The 17,469-nt window shown below is 65.9% G+C and carries 18 protein-coding genes; 17 read left to right on the plus strand and 1 reads right to left on the minus strand.

The genetic code is table 11. The features are described 5' to 3' along the window. Positions 1 to 27: 27 nt before the first annotated feature. The 17 genes from fabG to nagZ all read left to right on the plus strand — a co-directional run bounded on the left by fabG (position 28) and on the right by nagZ (position 15,627). Entirely contained in the window at positions 28 to 777 is a 750-nt protein-coding gene (fabG, locus tag APZ15_RS09320; RefSeq protein WP_006476504.1) for a 3-oxoacyl-ACP reductase FabG, read from the plus strand. A gap of 144 nt (positions 778 to 921) precedes the next feature. Further along, positions 922 to 1,161: an acyl carrier protein gene (gene acpP / locus APZ15_RS09325; protein WP_004197638.1), complete on the plus strand. Its 240-nt coding sequence runs from the start codon at positions 922 to 924 to the stop codon at positions 1,159 to 1,161. A 167-nt stretch (positions 1,162 to 1,328) separates the two neighbouring features. Continuing rightward, positions 1,329 to 2,561 (plus strand): beta-ketoacyl-ACP synthase II, encoded by a 1,233-nt coding sequence (gene fabF / locus APZ15_RS09330; protein ID WP_021159697.1) that lies wholly within the window; start codon positions 1,329 to 1,331, stop codon positions 2,559 to 2,561. Between the two features lie 12 nt (positions 2,562 to 2,573). After that, positions 2,574 to 3,038, plus strand: coding sequence for a hypothetical protein (locus tag APZ15_RS09335; protein ID WP_021159696.1), 465 nt, complete (start codon positions 2,574 to 2,576; stop codon positions 3,036 to 3,038). Positions 3,039 to 3,129: 91 nt separating this feature from the next. Then, the gene (gene rpoE, locus APZ15_RS09340; RefSeq protein ID WP_006490873.1) at positions 3,130 to 3,729 is read left to right on the plus strand and encodes an RNA polymerase sigma factor RpoE; all 600 of its coding nucleotides are present in this window, start codon (positions 3,130 to 3,132) and stop codon (positions 3,727 to 3,729) included. 86 nt (positions 3,730 to 3,815) lie between these two features. After that, complete coding sequence (locus APZ15_RS09345; protein WP_027788009.1) at positions 3,816 to 4,433, plus strand: sigma-E factor negative regulatory protein; 618 nt, start codon at positions 3,816 to 3,818, stop codon at positions 4,431 to 4,433. Positions 4,434 to 4,438: 5 nt separating this feature from the next. Continuing rightward, positions 4,439 to 5,491 (plus strand): MucB/RseB C-terminal domain-containing protein, encoded by a 1,053-nt coding sequence (locus tag APZ15_RS09350; protein WP_027788008.1) that lies wholly within the window; start codon positions 4,439 to 4,441, stop codon positions 5,489 to 5,491. Positions 5,492 to 5,507: 16 nt separating this feature from the next. Next, positions 5,508 to 6,998, plus strand: a complete 1,491-nt coding sequence (locus APZ15_RS09355) for a DegQ family serine endoprotease (RefSeq protein ID WP_027788007.1) — start codon at positions 5,508 to 5,510, stop codon at positions 6,996 to 6,998. A gap of 7 nt (positions 6,999 to 7,005) precedes the next feature. Next, a complete protein-coding gene (locus APZ15_RS09360) occupies positions 7,006 to 7,242 on the plus strand; it encodes a glutaredoxin family protein (protein WP_027788006.1) in 237 nt (78 codons plus the stop codon). 199 nt (positions 7,243 to 7,441) lie between these two features. Then, on the plus strand, positions 7,442 to 9,235 hold the full coding sequence (gene lepA, locus APZ15_RS09365; protein ID WP_021159691.1) for a translation elongation factor 4: 1,794 nt from the start codon (positions 7,442 to 7,444) through the stop codon (positions 9,233 to 9,235). Positions 9,236 to 9,251: 16 nt separating this feature from the next. After that, positions 9,252 to 10,145, plus strand: coding sequence for a signal peptidase I (gene lepB, locus APZ15_RS09370; RefSeq protein WP_027788005.1), 894 nt, complete (start codon positions 9,252 to 9,254; stop codon positions 10,143 to 10,145). A gap of 153 nt (positions 10,146 to 10,298) precedes the next feature. After that, entirely contained in the window at positions 10,299 to 11,525 is a 1,227-nt protein-coding gene (gene rnc, locus APZ15_RS09375) for a ribonuclease III (RefSeq protein WP_027788004.1), read from the plus strand. A 60-nt stretch (positions 11,526 to 11,585) separates the two neighbouring features. Then, positions 11,586 to 12,485, plus strand: a complete 900-nt coding sequence (gene era / locus APZ15_RS09380; RefSeq protein ID WP_027788003.1) for a GTPase Era — start codon at positions 11,586 to 11,588, stop codon at positions 12,483 to 12,485. Then, the gene (gene recO, locus APZ15_RS09385) at positions 12,472 to 13,308 is read left to right on the plus strand and encodes a DNA repair protein RecO (protein WP_021159687.1); all 837 of its coding nucleotides are present in this window, start codon (positions 12,472 to 12,474) and stop codon (positions 13,306 to 13,308) included. The genes era and recO overlap by 14 nt, the downstream gene beginning before the upstream one ends. Continuing rightward, positions 13,305 to 14,081, plus strand: coding sequence for a pyridoxine 5'-phosphate synthase (gene pdxJ, locus APZ15_RS09390; protein WP_027788002.1), 777 nt, complete (start codon positions 13,305 to 13,307; stop codon positions 14,079 to 14,081). Before recO ends, pdxJ begins: the two co-directional genes overlap by 4 nt. Before the next feature lie 72 nt (positions 14,082 to 14,153). Beyond that, complete coding sequence (gene acpS, locus APZ15_RS09395; protein WP_021159685.1) at positions 14,154 to 14,582, plus strand: holo-ACP synthase; 429 nt, start codon at positions 14,154 to 14,156, stop codon at positions 14,580 to 14,582. Positions 14,583 to 14,598: 16 nt separating this feature from the next. Beyond that, the gene (gene nagZ, locus APZ15_RS09400) at positions 14,599 to 15,627 is read left to right on the plus strand and encodes a beta-N-acetylhexosaminidase (protein WP_021159684.1); all 1,029 of its coding nucleotides are present in this window, start codon (positions 14,599 to 14,601) and stop codon (positions 15,625 to 15,627) included. A 193-nt stretch (positions 15,628 to 15,820) separates the two neighbouring features. On the opposite strand, the gene APZ15_RS09405 is transcribed toward nagZ, so the two are convergent. Then, positions 15,821 to 17,206, minus strand: coding sequence for a sigma-54-dependent transcriptional regulator (locus APZ15_RS09405; protein ID WP_027788001.1), 1,386 nt, complete (start codon positions 17,204 to 17,206; stop codon positions 15,821 to 15,823). Positions 17,207 to 17,469 lie beyond the last annotated feature (263 nt).

The raw sequence follows: 17,469 nt of genomic DNA on the forward strand, positions 1-17,469 counted from the left end.
TTTTCTCAAGAGACGGATATTCGATTCATGGACAAGACTCTCGATAAACAGGTTGCGATCGTTACCGGCGCATCGCGCGGCATCGGCCGTTCGATCGCGCTCGAACTCGCGCGCCTGGGCGCGACGGTGATCGGCACGGCGACGAGTGAGTCGGGCGCCGCGGCGATCACCGCGGCGTTCGCGGAAGCGGGCGTCACGGGTCGCGGTGCGGTGCTGAACGTCAACGACGCGGCAGCCGCCGAGGCGCTGATCGACGCGACCGTGAAGGAATTCGGTGCGCTGAACGTGCTCGTCAACAACGCGGGCATCACGCAGGACCAGCTCGCGATGCGGATGAAGGACGAGGACTGGGACGCGGTGATCGACACCAACCTGAAGTCGGTGTTCCGCCTGTCGCGCGCGGTGCTGCGCCCGATGATGAAGGCGCGTGGCGGGCGCATCATCAACATCACGTCGGTGGTCGGCTCGGCCGGTAACCCGGGTCAGGTCAACTACGCGGCCGCGAAGGCCGGCGTCGCGGGCATGACCCGTGCGCTCGCACGTGAAATCGGCAGCCGCGGCATCACCGTGAACTGTGTGGCGCCGGGCTTCATCGACACCGACATGACGAAGACGCTGCCGGAAGAACAGCAGGCCGCGCTCAAGACCCAGATTCCGCTCGGCCGCCTCGGCAGCCCGGAAGACATTGCCCATGCCGTCGCGTTCCTCGCATCGCCGCAGGCCGGTTACATCACCGGTACGACGCTGCACGTGAACGGCGGCATGTACATGTCGTAACGATTTTCGTTTACCATCCGCGCCGTATCCCGTTTTTCAGGCGGATCGGCGCTTGATCGACCATCAAGCCAACGCGCGTTTTGGCGTCAGCAAACCTGATAAAATGCGCGCACTTGTAAATCTGAACTTTCCCTCGGAGGGGTAATGGACAACATCGAACAACGTGTCAAGAAGATCGTCGCTGAACAACTGGGCGTCGCGGAAGCCGAGATCAAGAACGAAGCTTCGTTCGTGAACGACCTGGGCGCCGACTCGCTCGACACCGTCGAACTGGTGATGGCTCTCGAAGACGAGTTCGGCATGGAAATCCCGGACGAAGAAGCAGAGAAGATCACGACCGTTCAGCAAGCGATCGACTACGCTCGCGCAAACGTCAAGGCGTAACAGGCGCCTTTCGCGCTTGTCCGCCACGTCGCCGCGATCTTCGCGATTGACGCGCCATCCTGCCGGCCTCGCGCCGGACGGACTAACAGCCACAGGGCTCGCAGGGCTGGTTCCTGTGGCCACTGTGGCTTTTGTTTTTGTCATCCAATAATGGAAAAGAGGTTACCGTGAGCCGCCGTCGTGTTGTTGTTACAGGCCTGGGGCTGATTTCGCCTGTTGGCAATAATGTTGCCGACGGCTGGGCCAATCTCGTCGCCGGCAAGTCCGGCATTGCCACCGTCACGAAGTTCGACCCGTCGAACCTCGCCGTCCATTTCGCGGGCGAAGTGAAGGGGTTCAGCGCCGAGGAGTACATCCCGGCGAAGGAAGCCCGGAACATGGATACGTTCATCCATTACGGCATCGCCGCCGGCGTCCAGGCCATCAAGGACAGCGGGCTGGAAGTGAACGAAACCAATGCGGAACGCATCGGCGTGCTGGTCGGTTCCGGCATCGGCGGCCTGCCGATGATCGAAGATACGCACCAGACCTACGTCGATCGCGGCGCGCGCCGGATTTCGCCGTTCTTCGTGCCGGGCTCGATCATCAACATGATCTCGGGTCACCTGAGCATCATGTTCGGCCTGAAGGGCCCGAACCTCGCGGCCGTCACGGCCTGCACGACCGGCCTGCACAGCATCGGCCTCGCGGCGCGCCTGATCCAGGCCGGCGACGCCGACGTGATGGTCGCGGGCGGCGCCGAATCGACGGTGTCGCCGCTCGGCATCGGCGGTTTCGCGGCAGCGCGCGCGCTGTCGACCCGCAACGACGATCCGGCCACCGCGTCCCGACCGTGGGACAAGGACCGCGACGGCTTCGTGCTGGGCGAAGGTGCGGGCGTGATGGTGCTCGAGGAATACGAAGCGGCGAAGGCGCGCGGTGCGAAGATCTACGCGGAAGTCTCGGGCTTCGGCATGACGGGCGATGCGTACCACATGACCGCGCCGAACATGGACGGCCCGCGCCGCTGCATGGTCGCGGCACTGCGCGACGCCGGCGTGAACGCGGACGAGGTCCAGTACCTGAACGCGCATGGCACGTCGACGCCGCTGGGCGACAAGAACGAGTCCGACGCGGTGAAGGCGGCTTTCGGCGAGCATGCGTACAAGATCGTCGTGAACTCGACGAAGTCGATGACGGGCCACCTGCTGGGCGGCGCGGGCGGCCTCGAGTCGGTGTTCACGGTGCTCGCGCTGCACAACAACGTGTCGCCGCCGACCATCAACATCTTCAACCAGGACCCCGAGTGCGATCTCGATTACTGCGCGAACACCGCACGTGACATGAAGATCGACGTGGCCGTGAAGAACAACTTCGGCTTCGGCGGTACCAACGGCACGCTGGTGTTCAAGCGCGTCTGACGCCGCAGTCACTTGACGAGTCCATTCGATGCGCCGGCCGGGCGTCCGCAGCGCTTTGCGTTGCGGGCCTCGGCCGTGTCATATGTCGTGCTGGCCGCGTTCGTCGCGTCGGCTGCCGCGTCGGCCTACCTGTTCTGGGCGCCGCGCGCGGGCGCTGCTGCGGGCGCATGCGTGTCGGCCGTGACGGCCGCGCTGCTGGCCGTATGCGCCGCACGGGCCTGTGCCCGCCGGCTGCCGGCCGAGCTGCGGATCGACGCGTTCGGGGAAATTGCGGCGTTTGGCCGCACCGGGCGCCTGCTGGCCCGTGGCCGCGTGACGGGGCATGCGCACTGGAGCAGCCTGCTGCTGGTGCTGTCGGTCGGGCAGGGTGCCCGGCGGGCCCGGCCGCTGCTGATTCCGGCCGATGCGCTCGACGCCGCATCGTTCAGCGCGCTTTCCGTGCTGGCGAAGACGGCGGGCGCGGCGGGTCGGGCATGACGGCGGCGCGGTTACGTACCGTAACCAGCGTCCGGCGCGGGAACGTTACAATGACGCTCCGCGTTGCATCCCTAGTTAACGGATTTGTCAGGTGAGTGAAAAAGAAATCGATCAGGCTCTGGTCGAACGCGTACAGAAGGGCGACAAGGCGGCGTTCGAACTCCTGGTCTCCAAATACCACCGCAAGATCATTCGGCTGATCTCGCGCCTCGTGCGGGATCCCGCCGAGGTCGAGGATGTGGCCCAGGACGCGTTCATCAAGGCGTATCGTGCGCTGCCGCAATTCCGCGGCGAATCGGCGTTCTATACGTGGTTGTACCGAATTGCCGTCAACACGGCGAAGAACTACCTTGCGACGCAAGGCCGCCGGGCGCCGACCTCGACCGAGGCCGATGCGGAGGAAGCGGAAACTTTCTCCGACGCAGACCAACTAAGGGATATCAACACGCCTGAGTCGATGTTGATGAGCAAGCAGATTGCCGAGACGGTCAACGCTGCCATGGCTCTGCTGCCCGAGGAACTGCGCCAGGCAATTACGCTGCGCGAGATCGAGGGCCTGAGCTACGAAGAGATCGCGGAAATGATGGGCTGTCCGATCGGGACGGTCCGGTCGCGGATCTTCCGTGCACGCGAGGCAATCGCTGCCAAATTGCGTCCGCTGCTCGATACGCCCGAAGGCAAGCGCTGGTAAGCGCGACAGGCGGAGCGACGCGGGTCGGGGTCTAGTTACGGTTAGAGTCGTGAAGTCACGACGGGGTGTGCAAGATGGGGAGCATCATGGGGTCGGTCAATACGCAGTCGCAAGCGTGCTCGCGCGGCGAGCGCCTTTCCGCGCTGGTCGACGGCGAAATGTTCGATGGCCCGGACAACGGGCAGTTTCTGGCTGAGCTCAACCGCGCGGATCGCGCTGCGTGGGCCCATTACCACCTGATCGGCGATGCGCTGCGCTCGGACGAACTGGCGCTGTCGCCCGCGCTGAGCGTCGCGTTCACCGCGCGCATGTCGGCTGCGCTCGAAAGCGAGCCGCACCTGCTCGCGCCGGCGGCCGCGCCCGTCGCGCGCAAGCTGCTGTCGCTGCGCCGGCGCGTCGTGCCCGCGTTCGCGGTTGCCGCCGCGGCGGCCACGCTGACGTGGATCGTCGTCCCGCAAATGCAGACGGCCGGTGCCCCGGGCGCCGTCCAGGTCGCGTCGGCCGGTGCGCCGCAAGGCGGCAACCTGCAGCGCGTGACGGTTGCGCAGGCATCGGCCCAGCCGGGGCTGCAGGACGTCAACATCATCCGCGACGCCAGCCTCGACCAATACCTTGAAGCGCACCAGCAATTCGCGCAGCAGCCCGTCGTCACGGGTTCGATGCCGCTGATCCGTGCTGCCGTGACCACCACGCCAGGCCAATAAACCCGATGCGGACATTGCAGTTGAATCAAACCATCTCCGGATGGAAGCGGCTGCCGGCCCTCCTGCTTTGCGCAGCCGCCCTGTTGTCCGTTCAATCCCTTCCTGCCAGCGCCCAGCAACCGGACGATCCCGTCGCGACCCGCAAGGGTGCCGCGGACTGGCTCGACCGCGTCCAGCAAGCGGCGCAGCAGCAGAGCTACGAAGGCACGTTCGTCTATCAGCGCGGCGGGTATGTGCAGTCGTCGCGCATTGCGCACGTCGCGTCCCGCGACGGCGAGTTCGAACGCATCGAGACGCTCGACGGCAAGCCGCGCAAGCTGCTGCGCCACAACGACGAGCTGTACACGTTCGTACCCGAGCGCAAGCTGTGCGTGGTCGAGCGCCGTCAGACGCGCGACTCGTTCCCCGCGCTGCTCGGCGCGAGCGGCGAGCACGTGATGTCCGTCTACGACGCGAAGTCGCTCGGCAAGGATCGTGTCGCGGGGATCGACGCGCAGGTCGTCGAGCTCGTGCCGAAGGACGCATACCGCTTCACGTACAAGCTGTGGGCCGATGCGCGCACGGGGCTGCTGCTGCGTTCGCAGACGCTCGATGCGAACGATCATGTGCTCGAGCAGATCGCGTTCTCGCAATTGCAGACGGGCGGCGCAAGCGGCGACAAGGCCGCGATCGCGGCCGGCATGCGCAACCTGAGCGGCTGGACGGTCGTGCGCCCGCCGGTTGCGACGGTCGACATGGAAGCGCAGGGCTGGCAACTCGCACCGAGTGTCGCCGGTTTCCAGAAGATTCGCGAAGTGCGCCGGCCGATGGCCGCGCGCGACGCGGGTGAGCCGCCGATTCCGGTCGATCAGGCCGTCTTCACCGACGGTCTCGCGACGATCTCGGTTTTCATCGAGCCGGCCGAAAAGAATACGCGCAAGGAAGGCGCGGGCAGCACCGGTGCAACGAACGTTCTCGTGAAGCGCCGCGGCGACTACTGGATCACCGTGCTCGGCGAAGTGCCGCCGGCTACGTTGCAGCAGTTCGCGTCTGCCATAGAATACAAGGCTTCCAAGTAACGCTACGGCTTCCGACATGATGAAACTCACGCTGCGCAAATGGCTCGCGGCGGCGGCGCTGTCTGCCTGCCTGCCGCTCGTGCCACATACCGCGGTCGCGGTGACGACTCCCGCTGCCAGCCTGCCCGACTTCGCCGATCTGGTCGAAAAGGTCGGGCCGGCCGTCGTGAACATCCGGACCACCGCCAACGTGCCGACGAGCAGCGGCCCGCGCGGGATGCTCCCGCCGGGCTTCGACAACGGCGACATGTCGGAATTCTTCCGGCGCTTCTTCGGCATTCCGCTGCCGCAGGCGCCCGGCAACGGTGGCGGCAACCCGAAGAACGCGCCGGCGCCGGACAATCCGCCCGACACCGAACAGAATCGTGGCGTCGGTTCGGGTTTCATCGTGTCGGCCGACGGTTACGTGATGACCAATGCGCACGTCGTCGACGATGCGGACACCATCTACGTGACGCTGACCGACAAGCGCGAATTCAAGGCGAAGCTGATCGGCGTCGACGATCGCACGGACGTCGCGGTCGTCAAGATCCAGGCGTCGAACCTGCCGGTCGTCGCGATCGGCGATTCGAACAAGGTGCGTGTCGGCGAATGGGTCGTCGCGATCGGTTCGCCGTTCGGCCTCGACAACACGGTGACGGCCGGCATCGTCAGCTCGAAGAGCCGCAACACGGGCGACTACCTGCCGTTCATCCAGACCGACGTCGCCGTGAACCCCGGCAACTCGGGCGGCCCGCTGATCAACATGCAGGGCGAGGTGATCGGCATCAACTCGCAGATCTACAGCCGTACCGGCGGCTTCATGGGCATCTCGTTCGCGATCCCGATCGACGAGGCGATGCGCGTGGCCGACCAGCTGAAGGCGACGGGCAAGGTCACGCGCGGCCGGATCGCGGTGGCGATCGGCGAAGTGACGAAGGACGTGGCCGACTCGATCGGGCTGCCGAAGGCGGAGGGCGCGCTCGTCAGCAGCGTCGAGCCGGGCGGTCCGGCCGACAAGGCGGGCATCCAGCCGGGCGACATCATCCTGAAGTTCAATGGCCGTTCGGTCGACACGGCGTCGGATCTGCCGCGCATGGTCGGCGACACGAAGCCGGGCACGAAGGCGACGGTCAGCGTGTGGCGCAAGGGTCAGGCACGCGATCTGCCGATCACGATCGCGGAAACCCCGGCCGAATCGACGGCGAAGGCCGAGCAGCGCAAGAACGCGCCGCAGAAGCCGCGCCAGGCCAACTCGCTCGGTCTGACGGTCAGCGACCTGACGGCGGAGCAGATGAAGACGCTGAAGCTGAAGAACGGCGTGCAGATCGACGGCGTCGACGGCCCGGCCGCCCGTGCGGGCTTGCAGCGCGGCGACATCGTGCTGCGTGTCGGCGACACCGACATCACGAACGCGAAGCAGTTCGCCGAAGTGACCGCGCAGCTCGATCCGCAGAAGGCGGTCGCGGTACTCGTGCGGCGCGGCGACAACACGCAGTTCGTGCCCGTGCGGCCGCGCCAGAAATAACGCGCCGATGTTCACGCTCTACGGCCGCGGCTGGTGCCACCTGTGCGACGACATGCGCGACGCCCTGGCGCCGGTGGCGGCCGAATTCGGTGTTGCGGTCGATTACATCGACATCGATACCGATGCGGCACTCGTCGCCCGCTACGACGAGGACGTGCCCGTGCTGCTGCTGGACGGTGCGGAAGTGTGCCGCCACCGGTTCGACGCCGCGAAGGTGCACGACGCGCTCGCGGCCCGGCGCTGAAGCCGGGCTGCTGCCTTGCGGCGGCGCCTGGCACCGGGCTTTGCCCGGCGGGCGGCCCCGGCAGGGTGCCGCGCGGGCCGGCGTTGGAAATACCGCCCGGCGAAGGCCTTTTCGGCTAAAATAAGCCGTTTTTTCACCGACTTACACAAGGCGTGCTCAGCGGTCGTCGAGCGCGCCTTTTTCGCTTGATCGGCACTGAATGGATCATATTCGCAATTTCTCGATCATCGCGCACATCGACCATGGCAAGTCGACGCTCGCGGATCGCATCATCCAGGTATGCGGCGGCCTCGCCGACCGTGAAATGGAAGCGCAGGTGCTCGACTCGATGGATATCGAGCGCGAGCGCGGCATCACGATCAAGGCGCAGACAGCCGCGCTGTCCTATCGCGCGCGCGACGGCAAGGTCTACAACCTGAACCTGATCGACACGCCGGGGCACGTCGACTTCTCGTACGAAGTCAGCCGTTCGCTGTCCGCGTGCGAAGGCGCGCTGCTGGTCGTCGATGCGAGCCAGGGCGTCGAGGCGCAGACGGTCGCGAACTGCTATACGGCGATCGAGCTCGGCGTCGAGGTCGTTCCCGTGCTGAACAAGATCGACCTGCCGGCCGCGAACCCCGAGAACGCGATCGAGGAGATCGAGGACGTGATCGGCATCGACGCGACCGACGCGACGCGCTGCAGCGCGAAGACGGGCCTCGGCGTCGAGGACGTCCTCGAAGCGCTGATCGCGAAGGTGCCGCCGCCGAAGGGCGATCCGGCCGCGCCGCTGCAGGCGCTGATCATCGACTCGTGGTTCGACAACTACGTCGGCGTCGTGATGCTGGTGCGCATCGTCAACGGCACGCTGCGTCCGAAGGACAAGATCAAGATGATGGCGACCGGCGCGCAGTATCCGGTCGAGCACGTCGGCGTGTTCACGCCGAAATCGCGCAATCTCGAATCGCTGTCGGCGGGGCAGGTCGGCTTCATCATCGCCGGCATCAAGGAACTGACGGCCGCGAAGGTCGGCGATACCGTCACGCATGCGACCAAGGCTGCCGCCGAGCCGCTGCCGGGCTTCAAGGAAGTGAAGCCGCAGGTGTTCGCGGGGCTGTATCCGGTTGAAGCGAACCAGTACGACGCGCTGCGCGAATCGCTCGAGAAGCTGAAGCTGAACGACGCGTCGCTGCAGTACGAGCCGGAAGTGTCGCAGGCACTCGGTTTCGGTTTCCGCTGCGGCTTCCTCGGGCTGCTGCACATGGAAATCGTGCAGGAGCGGCTCGAGCGCGAGTTCGACATGGATCTCATCACGACCGCACCGACGGTCGTCTACGAGGTCGTGCAGAGCGACGGCTCGACGATCATGGTCGAGAACCCGGCGAAGATGCCGGAGCCCGGCCGCATCGCCGAAGTGCGCGAGCCGATCGTCACCGTGAACCTGTACATGCCGCAGGACTACGTGGGCTCGGTGATCACGCTGTGCGAGCAGAAGCGCGGCTCGCAGATCAACATGCAGTATCACGGCCGCCAGGTACAGCTCACGTACGAGATCCCGATGGCCGAGATCGTGCTCGATTTCTTCGATCGCCTGAAGTCGGTGTCGCGCGGCTACGCGTCGATGGACTACGAGTTCAAGGAATACCGTTCGTCGGACGTCGTGAAGGTCGACATGCTGATCAACGGCGACAAGGTCGATGCGCTGTCGATCATCGTGCACCGCTCGCAGTCGCAATACCGCGGCCGCGAAGTGGCCGCGAAGATGCGCGAGATCATCCCGCGCCAGATGTACGACGTGGCGATCCAGGCCGCGATCGGCGCGCACATCGTTGCGCGCGAGAACATCAAGGCGCTGCGCAAGAACGTGCTTGCGAAGTGCTACGGCGGCGACATCACGCGAAAGAAGAAGCTGCTCGAAAAGCAGAAGGAAGGCAAGAAACGGATGAAGCAGGTGGGTTCGGTCGAGATCCCGCAGGAAGCGTTCCTTGCGATCTTGCGCGTCGAAGACAAATAACAGGACTGTTCCTTTTATGAATTTTGCGCTGATTCTTTTTGTGCTCGTCATCTTGACGGGCGTAGCGTGGGTGCTGGACAAACTGGTGTTCCTGCCGCAGCGACGCAAGGCGGCCGACTCGGCGATCGAGGAGTTCGATCGCCAGCAGTCGCGCATCGACAAGCGTTTCGCGGATGAAAACGCGGTGCAGACGCGTTCGAAGCTGCGCGACGAAAAGCTGCGCCAGCCATGGTGGCTCGAGTACACCGCGAGCTTCTTCCCGGTGATCCTGGCGGTGTTCGTCGTGCGTTCGTTCGTCGTCGAGCCGTTCAAGATTCCGTCGGGCTCGATGGTGCCGACGCTGCTCGTCGGCGACTTCATCCTCGTCAACAAGTTCGAATACGGGCTGCGCCTGCCGGTGACGAACACGAAGATCACGCAGGGCAGCCCGCTGTCGCGCGGCGACGTCGTCGTGTTCCGCTATCCGAAGGATGAGTCGGTCGACTACATCAAGCGCGTGATCGGCCTGCCGGGCGACACCGTCGCATATCAGGACAAGCAGCTCACGATCAACGGCCAGCCGGTGCCCGAAACGCCGCTGCCCGATTTCTTCGACGACGAGCGCCAGAATTACGCGAAGCAGTTCGAGGAAACGATCGGCAACAAGAAGAACGCGATCCTCAACAACCCGGCCGTGCCGCCGTTCGTGATGGGCGCATACGACTATCCGTTTCGCGACAACTGCACGTACAACAGCCGCGGCGTGATCTGCAAGGTGCCGCCCGGTCACTACTTCATGATGGGCGACAACCGCGACAACAGTGCGGACAGCCGCTACTGGGGTTTCGTGCCGGACCAGAACATCGTCGGCCGCGCGTTCTTCATCTGGATGAACTTCAGCGACCTCAAGCGCATCGGTTCCTTCAACTGATCGCATCCGGGTCACTCGCAATACGCGACGCACGGGCCGCGTCGCGTATTGCCGAACTACTTTAAGAACCGGCGGTAACACCGCCTCGTCACGCCTTTTCGCGTCCGGCCGTGCCGTTTCGGCCCGACCGGCGCCCGCGTTATACTCCTGCACATGCCCCTATCCCAGTTGGAAAGCCGGCTGCGCTACGAATTTCGCAATGCGGAATTGTTGCGCCAGGCTTTGACCCATCGTAGTCACAGTGCCACGCACAACGAACGGCTCGAGTTTCTCGGCGATTCCGTTCTGAATTGCGCGGTGGCTGCCCTTTTGTTCCAGCGTTTCAGCAAGCTGGACGAAGGCGATCTGTCGCGCGTACGCGCCAACCTCGTCAAACAGCAGTCGCTGTACGAAATTGCTCAGGCCCTGAATATCTCGGACGGGCTGCGGCTCGGCGAGGGGGAGTTGCGCAGCGGCGGGTTCCGCCGCCCGTCGATCCTCGCGGACGCGTTCGAAGCCATCATCGGGGCGGTGTTCCTCGATGGCGGCTTCGAAGCCGCCCAAGGGGTCATCAAGCGCCTCTATATCCCGATTCTCGACCACATCGATCCGCGCACGCTCGGCAAGGACGCGAAGACGCTGCTGCAGGAATACCTGCAGGGGCACAAGATCGCGCTGCCGACCTACACGGTGGTCGCGACGCATGGTGCGGCGCACAATCAGCAATTCGAAGTCGAATGCACGGTGCCGAAGCTCGACGTAAAGGTGTCGGGCTCGGGTGCGAGCCGGCGCGCGGCCGAGCAGGCCGCCGCGAAGAAGGCGCTCGACGAGGTGATGGCGGCCGCGCCGATGCTGGCCGCCAAGCCGAAGCGCTCGAAAAACGCACGCGGGTCGAAGCATGTCGAACCCGAAATCGTGCCGGGCGTGAAGGGCGTGCAGGAAGCGCTCGACCTGCGCTCGCCGGAGCGCAAGGAACGCGCGGCGGCGCGCGAGGCGAGGGCGGCCGGTGCGGCGCCCGCGGCAACCGCGGCGACCGGTAATGAGCCGGCCGCGGCGCCGATGGCCGCGATTCGCGCGGCGCATGTCGACGCATCTGCCGAGAAGGGTGAGCGGGCGGCGAAGCCGGCGGTCGACAAGGCTGCTGAAAAGCCGGCCGAGCGACCCGACAAGTCCGCGGAGAAGCCCGCTGAAGCCGTGCCCGCCGCACGCGCAGCCGACAAGCCGGCTGCGCAGGCCGCCGATCCGGCCCCCGCGTCTGCCGAAAAGACTTCCGCCGGTACCGACTCCGCTTCGCGCACGGCTGCGCGCACGCGCGACACGGCGGCACCGGATTCCGAGACGCCGCCGGGCGGCGTGAGCCTCGCTGCCGCGCAGGCGCGCGTGGCCGATGCCGACCACTGAATTGCCCATCGATCGTGCCGCGCGCCGCGCGGCCGTTTCCGAACCTGTCTCCCAAACGATATGAACACTCCCGCTCCTACCGGTTTCCGTTGCGGCATGATCGCGATCGTGGGCCGCCCGAACGTCGGCAAGTCGACGTTGATGAACGCACTCGTCGGCCAGAAGATCAGCATCACGTCGCGCAAGGCGCAGACGACCCGCCACCGCATCACCGGCATCAATACGTTCGACGACGCGCAATTCGTGTTCGTCGACACGCCGGGCTTCCAGACCCGCCACAGCACCGCGCTGAACCGTTCGCTGAACCGCGCGGTCACGTCGACGCTCACGTCGGTCGACGTGATCCTGTTCGTGATCGAGGCCGGCCGTTTCGGGCCCGACGACCAGAAGGTGCTCGACCTGATCCCGCCGGGCATGCCGACGCTGCTGATCGCGAACAAGATCGACCGCGTGACCGACAAGGCGTCGCTGTTCCCGTTCATGCAGCAGATGAGCACGCTGCGCGAATTCACCGAGCTCGTGCCGCTGTCGGCGCAGCGTCCGGAAGACATCAAGCGCCTGCTGGACACGATCAAGCCGTACCTGCCGGAAGGCGAGCCGATCTACGGCGAGGACGAGCTGACCGACCGCAGCTCGCGTTTCCTCGCCGCCGAAATCCTGCGCGAGAAGGTGTTCCGCTGGACCGGCGACGAACTGCCGTACACGAGCACCGTGCTGATCGACAAGTTCGAGGAGGAAGGGCGCCTGAAGCGCATCTTCGCGACGATCCTCGTCGAGCGCGATTCGCACAAGGCGATGGTGATCGGCAAGAAGGGCGAGAAGCTCAAGCAGATCAGCACCGAGGCGCGGATGGACATGGAGAAGCTGTTCGACGGCCCCGTGTACCTCGAGACCTTCGTGAAGGTGAAGAGCGGCTGGGCCGACAACGAGGCAGGGCTGCGCGCCTATGGGTACGAATGACGCACTGACGTCGACCGAAGACGCGGTGACGGCCGGCGCGAACGACGCGCCGCTGCCGGCACCGCCCGAACCGCCGCGCAAGGCGCGGCGCGCGACGTCTCGCACGTCCGATTTCCGCGTCGCCGAGCAGCCGGCGTTCGTGCTGCACAGTTACCCGTATCGTGAAACGAGCCTGATCGTCGACGTGCTGACGCGCGATCACGGCAGGCTCGCGCTCGTCGCGAAGGGCGCGAAGCGCCCGCACTCCGCGCTGCGCGGTGTACTGCAGACTTTCCAGCCGCTGCTGCTGTCGTGGTCGGGCAAATCCGAGGTGCGCACGCTGACGGGCGCCGAGTGGGTCGGCGGGATGCTGCCGCTCGGCGGCGACGGGCTGCTGTGCGGCTTCTACGCGAACGAGCTGCTCGTGAAATTCTGCGCGCGCGAGGATCCTCAGCCGCCGCTCTTCAACCACTACGTGCTGACCCTCACGCGCCTTGCCCACGGCGAGCCCGCGGTGCAGGTACTGCGCTCGTTCGAGCGCGTGCTGTTGCGCGAGACCGGCTACGCGATGGCGCTGAACCGCACGGTCGCGCGCCGCGCGGTCGAGCCTGACCGCCGCTACGTGTTCGATCCCGAGCGCGGCGTGCGCAACGCGGACGACGAAGTTCCGTCGCACTGGCCGGTCATTTCCGGGCAGACGTTGCTCGACATGGAGCAGGACGATTACCATCGAGCCCAGACGGTTGCGCAAAGCAAGACGCTGATGCGCTTCCTGCTGAACACCTATCTCGGCGGTACGCCGCTTGCCACGCGTCAGATCCTGATCGACCTGCAAAACCTATGAGCTTCTTCCTGACAACGCCCACCGCCATCGACCTCGGCGTGAACATCGACCACGTCGCGACGCTGCGCAATGCGCGCGGCACGACCTACCCCGATCCGATCCGCGCGGCGCTCGCCGCCGAGGAAGCCGGCGCCGACGCGATCACGCTGCATCTGCGCGAGGATCGTCGCCACATCGTCGATGCGGATGTGCGCAAGCTGCGCCCGCTGCTGAAGACGCGCATGAATCTCGAATGCGCGGTGACGGCCGAGATGCTCGATATCGCCTGCGAAGTGCGCCCGCACGACGCGTGCCTCGTGCCCGAAAAGCGCGAGGAACTGACGACCGAAGGCGGTCTCGATGTCGCCGGCCGCTTCGAGGCCGTGCGTGCGGCGTGCAAGCAGCTTGCCGACGTGGGCGTGCGCGTGTCGCTGTTCATCGACCCGGACGAGACGCAGATCCGTGCCGCGCACGAAGCAGGCGCGCCGGTGATCGAGCTGCATACGGGCCGTTATGCCGAAGCGCACGACGAAGCCGAGCAGCAGCGCGAATACGAGCGCATCGTCGCGGGCGTACAGGCCGGCGCGCAGCTTGGCCTGAAGGTCAATGCCGGTCACGGGCTGCACTACACGAACGTGCAGCAGATCGCCGCGATCGACGGCATCGTCGAGCTGAACATCGGCCATGCGATCGTCGCGCACGCGATTTTCTCGGGCTGGGACAATGCGGTGCGCGAAATGAAGGCGATCATGGTCGCCGCACGCGTTGCCGCGCTGCATGGCGGCGCGCGTTGAAGATGAAAGGCCGCTGCGCATCGCGCGTCATGCCTGACCCGGCTCAGCCGGGCCACACCGGCGCGTACTGACATGGCGATCTACGGCATCGGTACCGACATCGCGCAGGTGAGCCGCGTCGCGGCCGTGCTCGAACGCACGGGCGGCCGGTTTGCCGAGAAGGTGCTGGGCCCCGACGAGCTGCGCGTGTTCCATGCGCGCCGCGCCCGCTCCGAGGCGCGCGGCATCGCGTTCCTCGCGACGCGCTTTTCCGCGAAGGAAGCGTTCTCGAAGGCGATCGGGCTCGGCATGCACTGGCCGATGACGTGGCGTGCGCTGCAGACCCTCAATCACCCGAGCGGCGAGCCGTACGTGGTCGCGTCGGGCGAGCTGGCCGACTGGCTTGCCGCCCGCGGCATCACGGCACGCGTGACGGTCAGCGACGAGCGCGACTACGCGGTGTCGTTCGTGATCGCCGAGACGGACGCCGCGCCTGCCCCTGTTTCCCGAACCTCCTCCTGACGGAATTCCCGATTCGATGAAAACGACTCCCGGCCCGGTCATGCTCGACGTCGTCGGCACGGCCCTGTCGCGCGACGATGCGCGGCGCCTCGCGCATCCGAATACCGGCGGCGTGATCCTGTTCGCGCGGCACTTCCAGAACCGTGCGCAACTGACCGCGCTGACCGACTCGATCCGCGCGGTGCGCGAAGACATCCTGATCGCCGTCGATCACGAAGGCGGGCGCGTGCAGCGTTTCCGCACCGACGGCTTCACCGTGCTGCCCGCGATGCGGCGTCTCGGCGAGCTGTGGGATCGCGACGTGCTGCTCGCGACGAAGGTCGCGACGGCCGTCGGCTATATCCTGGCCGCGGAATTGCGCGCATGCGGGATCGACATGAGTTTCACCCCCGTGCTCGACCTCGATTACGGGCACTCGAAAGTGATCGGCGATCGCGCGTTTCATCGCGATGCGCGCGTCGTCACGCTGCTCGCGAAGAGCCTGAACCACGGGCTGTCGCTCGCCGGGATGGCGAACTGCGGCAAGCATTTCCCGGGGCACGGCTTCGCGGAGGCCGACTCGCACGTGGCGCTGCCGACCGACGACCGCACGCTCGATGCGATCCTCAAGCAGGACGTCGCGCCTTACGACTGGCTCGGCTTGTCGCTGTCCGCGGTGATTCCCGCGCACGTGATCTACACGCAGGTCGACAAGCGGCCGGCCGGTTTTTCGCGCGTGTGGCTGCAGGACATCCTGCGCGGGCGGCTCGGCTTCACCGGCGCGATCTTCAGCGACGACCTGTCGATGGAAGCCGCGCGCGAAGGCGGCACGCTCACGCAGGCGGCCGACGCCGCGCTCGCTGCCGGTTGCGATATGGTGCTCGTCTGCAACCAGCCGGACGCGGCCGAGGTCGTGCTGAACGGGTTGAAAGCGCGGGCAACGGACGAGTCGGTGCGACGCCTCAAGCGGATGCGCGCGCGCGGCAAGGCACCCAAGTGGGACAAGCTGATCGCGCAGCCCGAATACCTGCAGGCGCAGGCGCTGTTGAGCAGCGCACTGGCATGAGCGGGGAGGGGATGGCGCGACGTGTGCCATTCCCCGGTCGCCGAAACAAAAAGCCGCGCAGTTGCGCGGCTTTTTCATGAGTTACTGCAGGTGCGAACCGGGTAGCGTCACGAGTCAAGCGGGCGGGGACGGTGATTCTCTTGGCGCAACTAACGGTCTGATTCCGCCAGTGCCTGCAAGCATCGACGCCCGCTCAGTTCACCTTCATCCGCTGCAGCTTGTTGTACAGCGTCTTCGGGCTGATGCCGAGCAGCGTGGCCGCGCGGTGGCGCGTACCGCCGACCGCATCGAGGGTCGCGCGGATCAGCAGATCCTCGACGTCGGACAGCGGCGTGCCGACCTTGATCTGCACGCTGCTGCCGTTCAGCGCGGCGCCGGCCGAGAAACTCGGCTCGCCCGCGCGCAGCGTCTCGATGAAATCGCCCGATGCGTCGTACGCGAAGCGCACGCGTTCCTGCAGTTCGCGCACGTTGCCCGGCCATTCGTAGGACAGGCATTCGCGCACGAAGCCCGGTGCCGCGCGTTTGTCGGTCGTGCTGCGGCCGGTTGCGCGCGCTTCGCGGTTCAGCTCGTCGATCAGCGCGTCGCCGATCGCGAGTGCATCGCCGTCGCGCTCGCGCAGCGGCGGCATCGTGATCGACGCCGCGTCGAGGCGCAACCACAGATCCTCGCGCAGCGTACCGTTCGCGACCGCTTCGCGCGCCGGGCGGCGGGTGGTCGCGATCAGCCGGAAATCGCTCGTGATCGAACTCGTGCCGCCGATCCGCATGAAGTTCTGCGAATCGAGTGCATGCAGCAGTGCTTCCTGCAGCACGAGCGGCAGCGCGGTGATTTCGTCGAGGAACAGCGTGCCGCCGCCGGCCTGCTCGAACAGGCCCGATTCGCGGCGCTCGGCGCCGTCGAACGCGCCGCGCTCATGGCCGAACAGTACGCTGTCGAGCGATGCGCCGTGCCGGCCGGCCTGCGCGATCGTCCTGCAGTCGAACGACACGAACGGCCCCTTGCGGCGCCGGCTCAGGTCGTGCAGCGTGCGCGCGGCCAGTTTCTTGCCGGTACCGGCTTCGCCGGAGAACAGGACGGCCGTTTCGGTGCGCGCGTTGTGCTCGATCATGTCGTACACGTGCTGCATCGCGTCGCTGCGGCCGACCAGTGCGCCGAAGCGGCCGAGATGGCGCAGCGATGCGCGCAACGACTGCACTTCGTCGATCAGTTCGTAAGGACGGGGAATCCGCGCGAGCAGGCTGCGCAGGCGCGGAATGTTGATCGGCTTCAGCAGGTAGTCCCAGATACCGTGACGCAGGCCCTCGATGGCGCTCTCGACCGTCGCATTGCCCGTCAGCACGATGACGGGCAGCGAGCCGTTCGGCTGTTGCTGCGGCAGGTGCTGGAGCAGGTCGAACCCGCTGCCGTCCGGCAGGTTCAGGTCGACGAGCACGACATCGGGAATCGAACGGCCGAGCGCCGTGCGCGCTTCGGCGAGCGACGTGGCCGTGTCGACCGAGAAGCCGTCCGCGGCGAGCAGCGCGGTGAGGCCGGACAGACTGTTGGGATCGTCTTCGACAATCAGGGCGTGTGGCATGGTGGACGCGAGTCGAGTCAAGAGAGGCGGGCTGTCGGTCATCGGGGCCGCAGCCGCATGTCAGATTAAAGACTGATTTTATGCCCCGCTGAACGCGTAACGAGCATTATTTCTCCGGCGCTATAAAACAGTTACCGATGATACAAATTGAATATCTTTACCGGTGGATTTTGTGCTTTACATGAGCCTTGCCCGCGCTCGCTTGTTGGCGCAAGACAAACAAAAAGCGCCCCGAAGGGCGCTTTGTTCGATGCGGGCATCGC

Origin of the sequence: Burkholderia cepacia ATCC 25416, assembly GCF_001411495.1 — a bacterium.
Lineage (GTDB): Bacteria > Pseudomonadota > Gammaproteobacteria > Burkholderiales > Burkholderiaceae > Burkholderia > Burkholderia cepacia.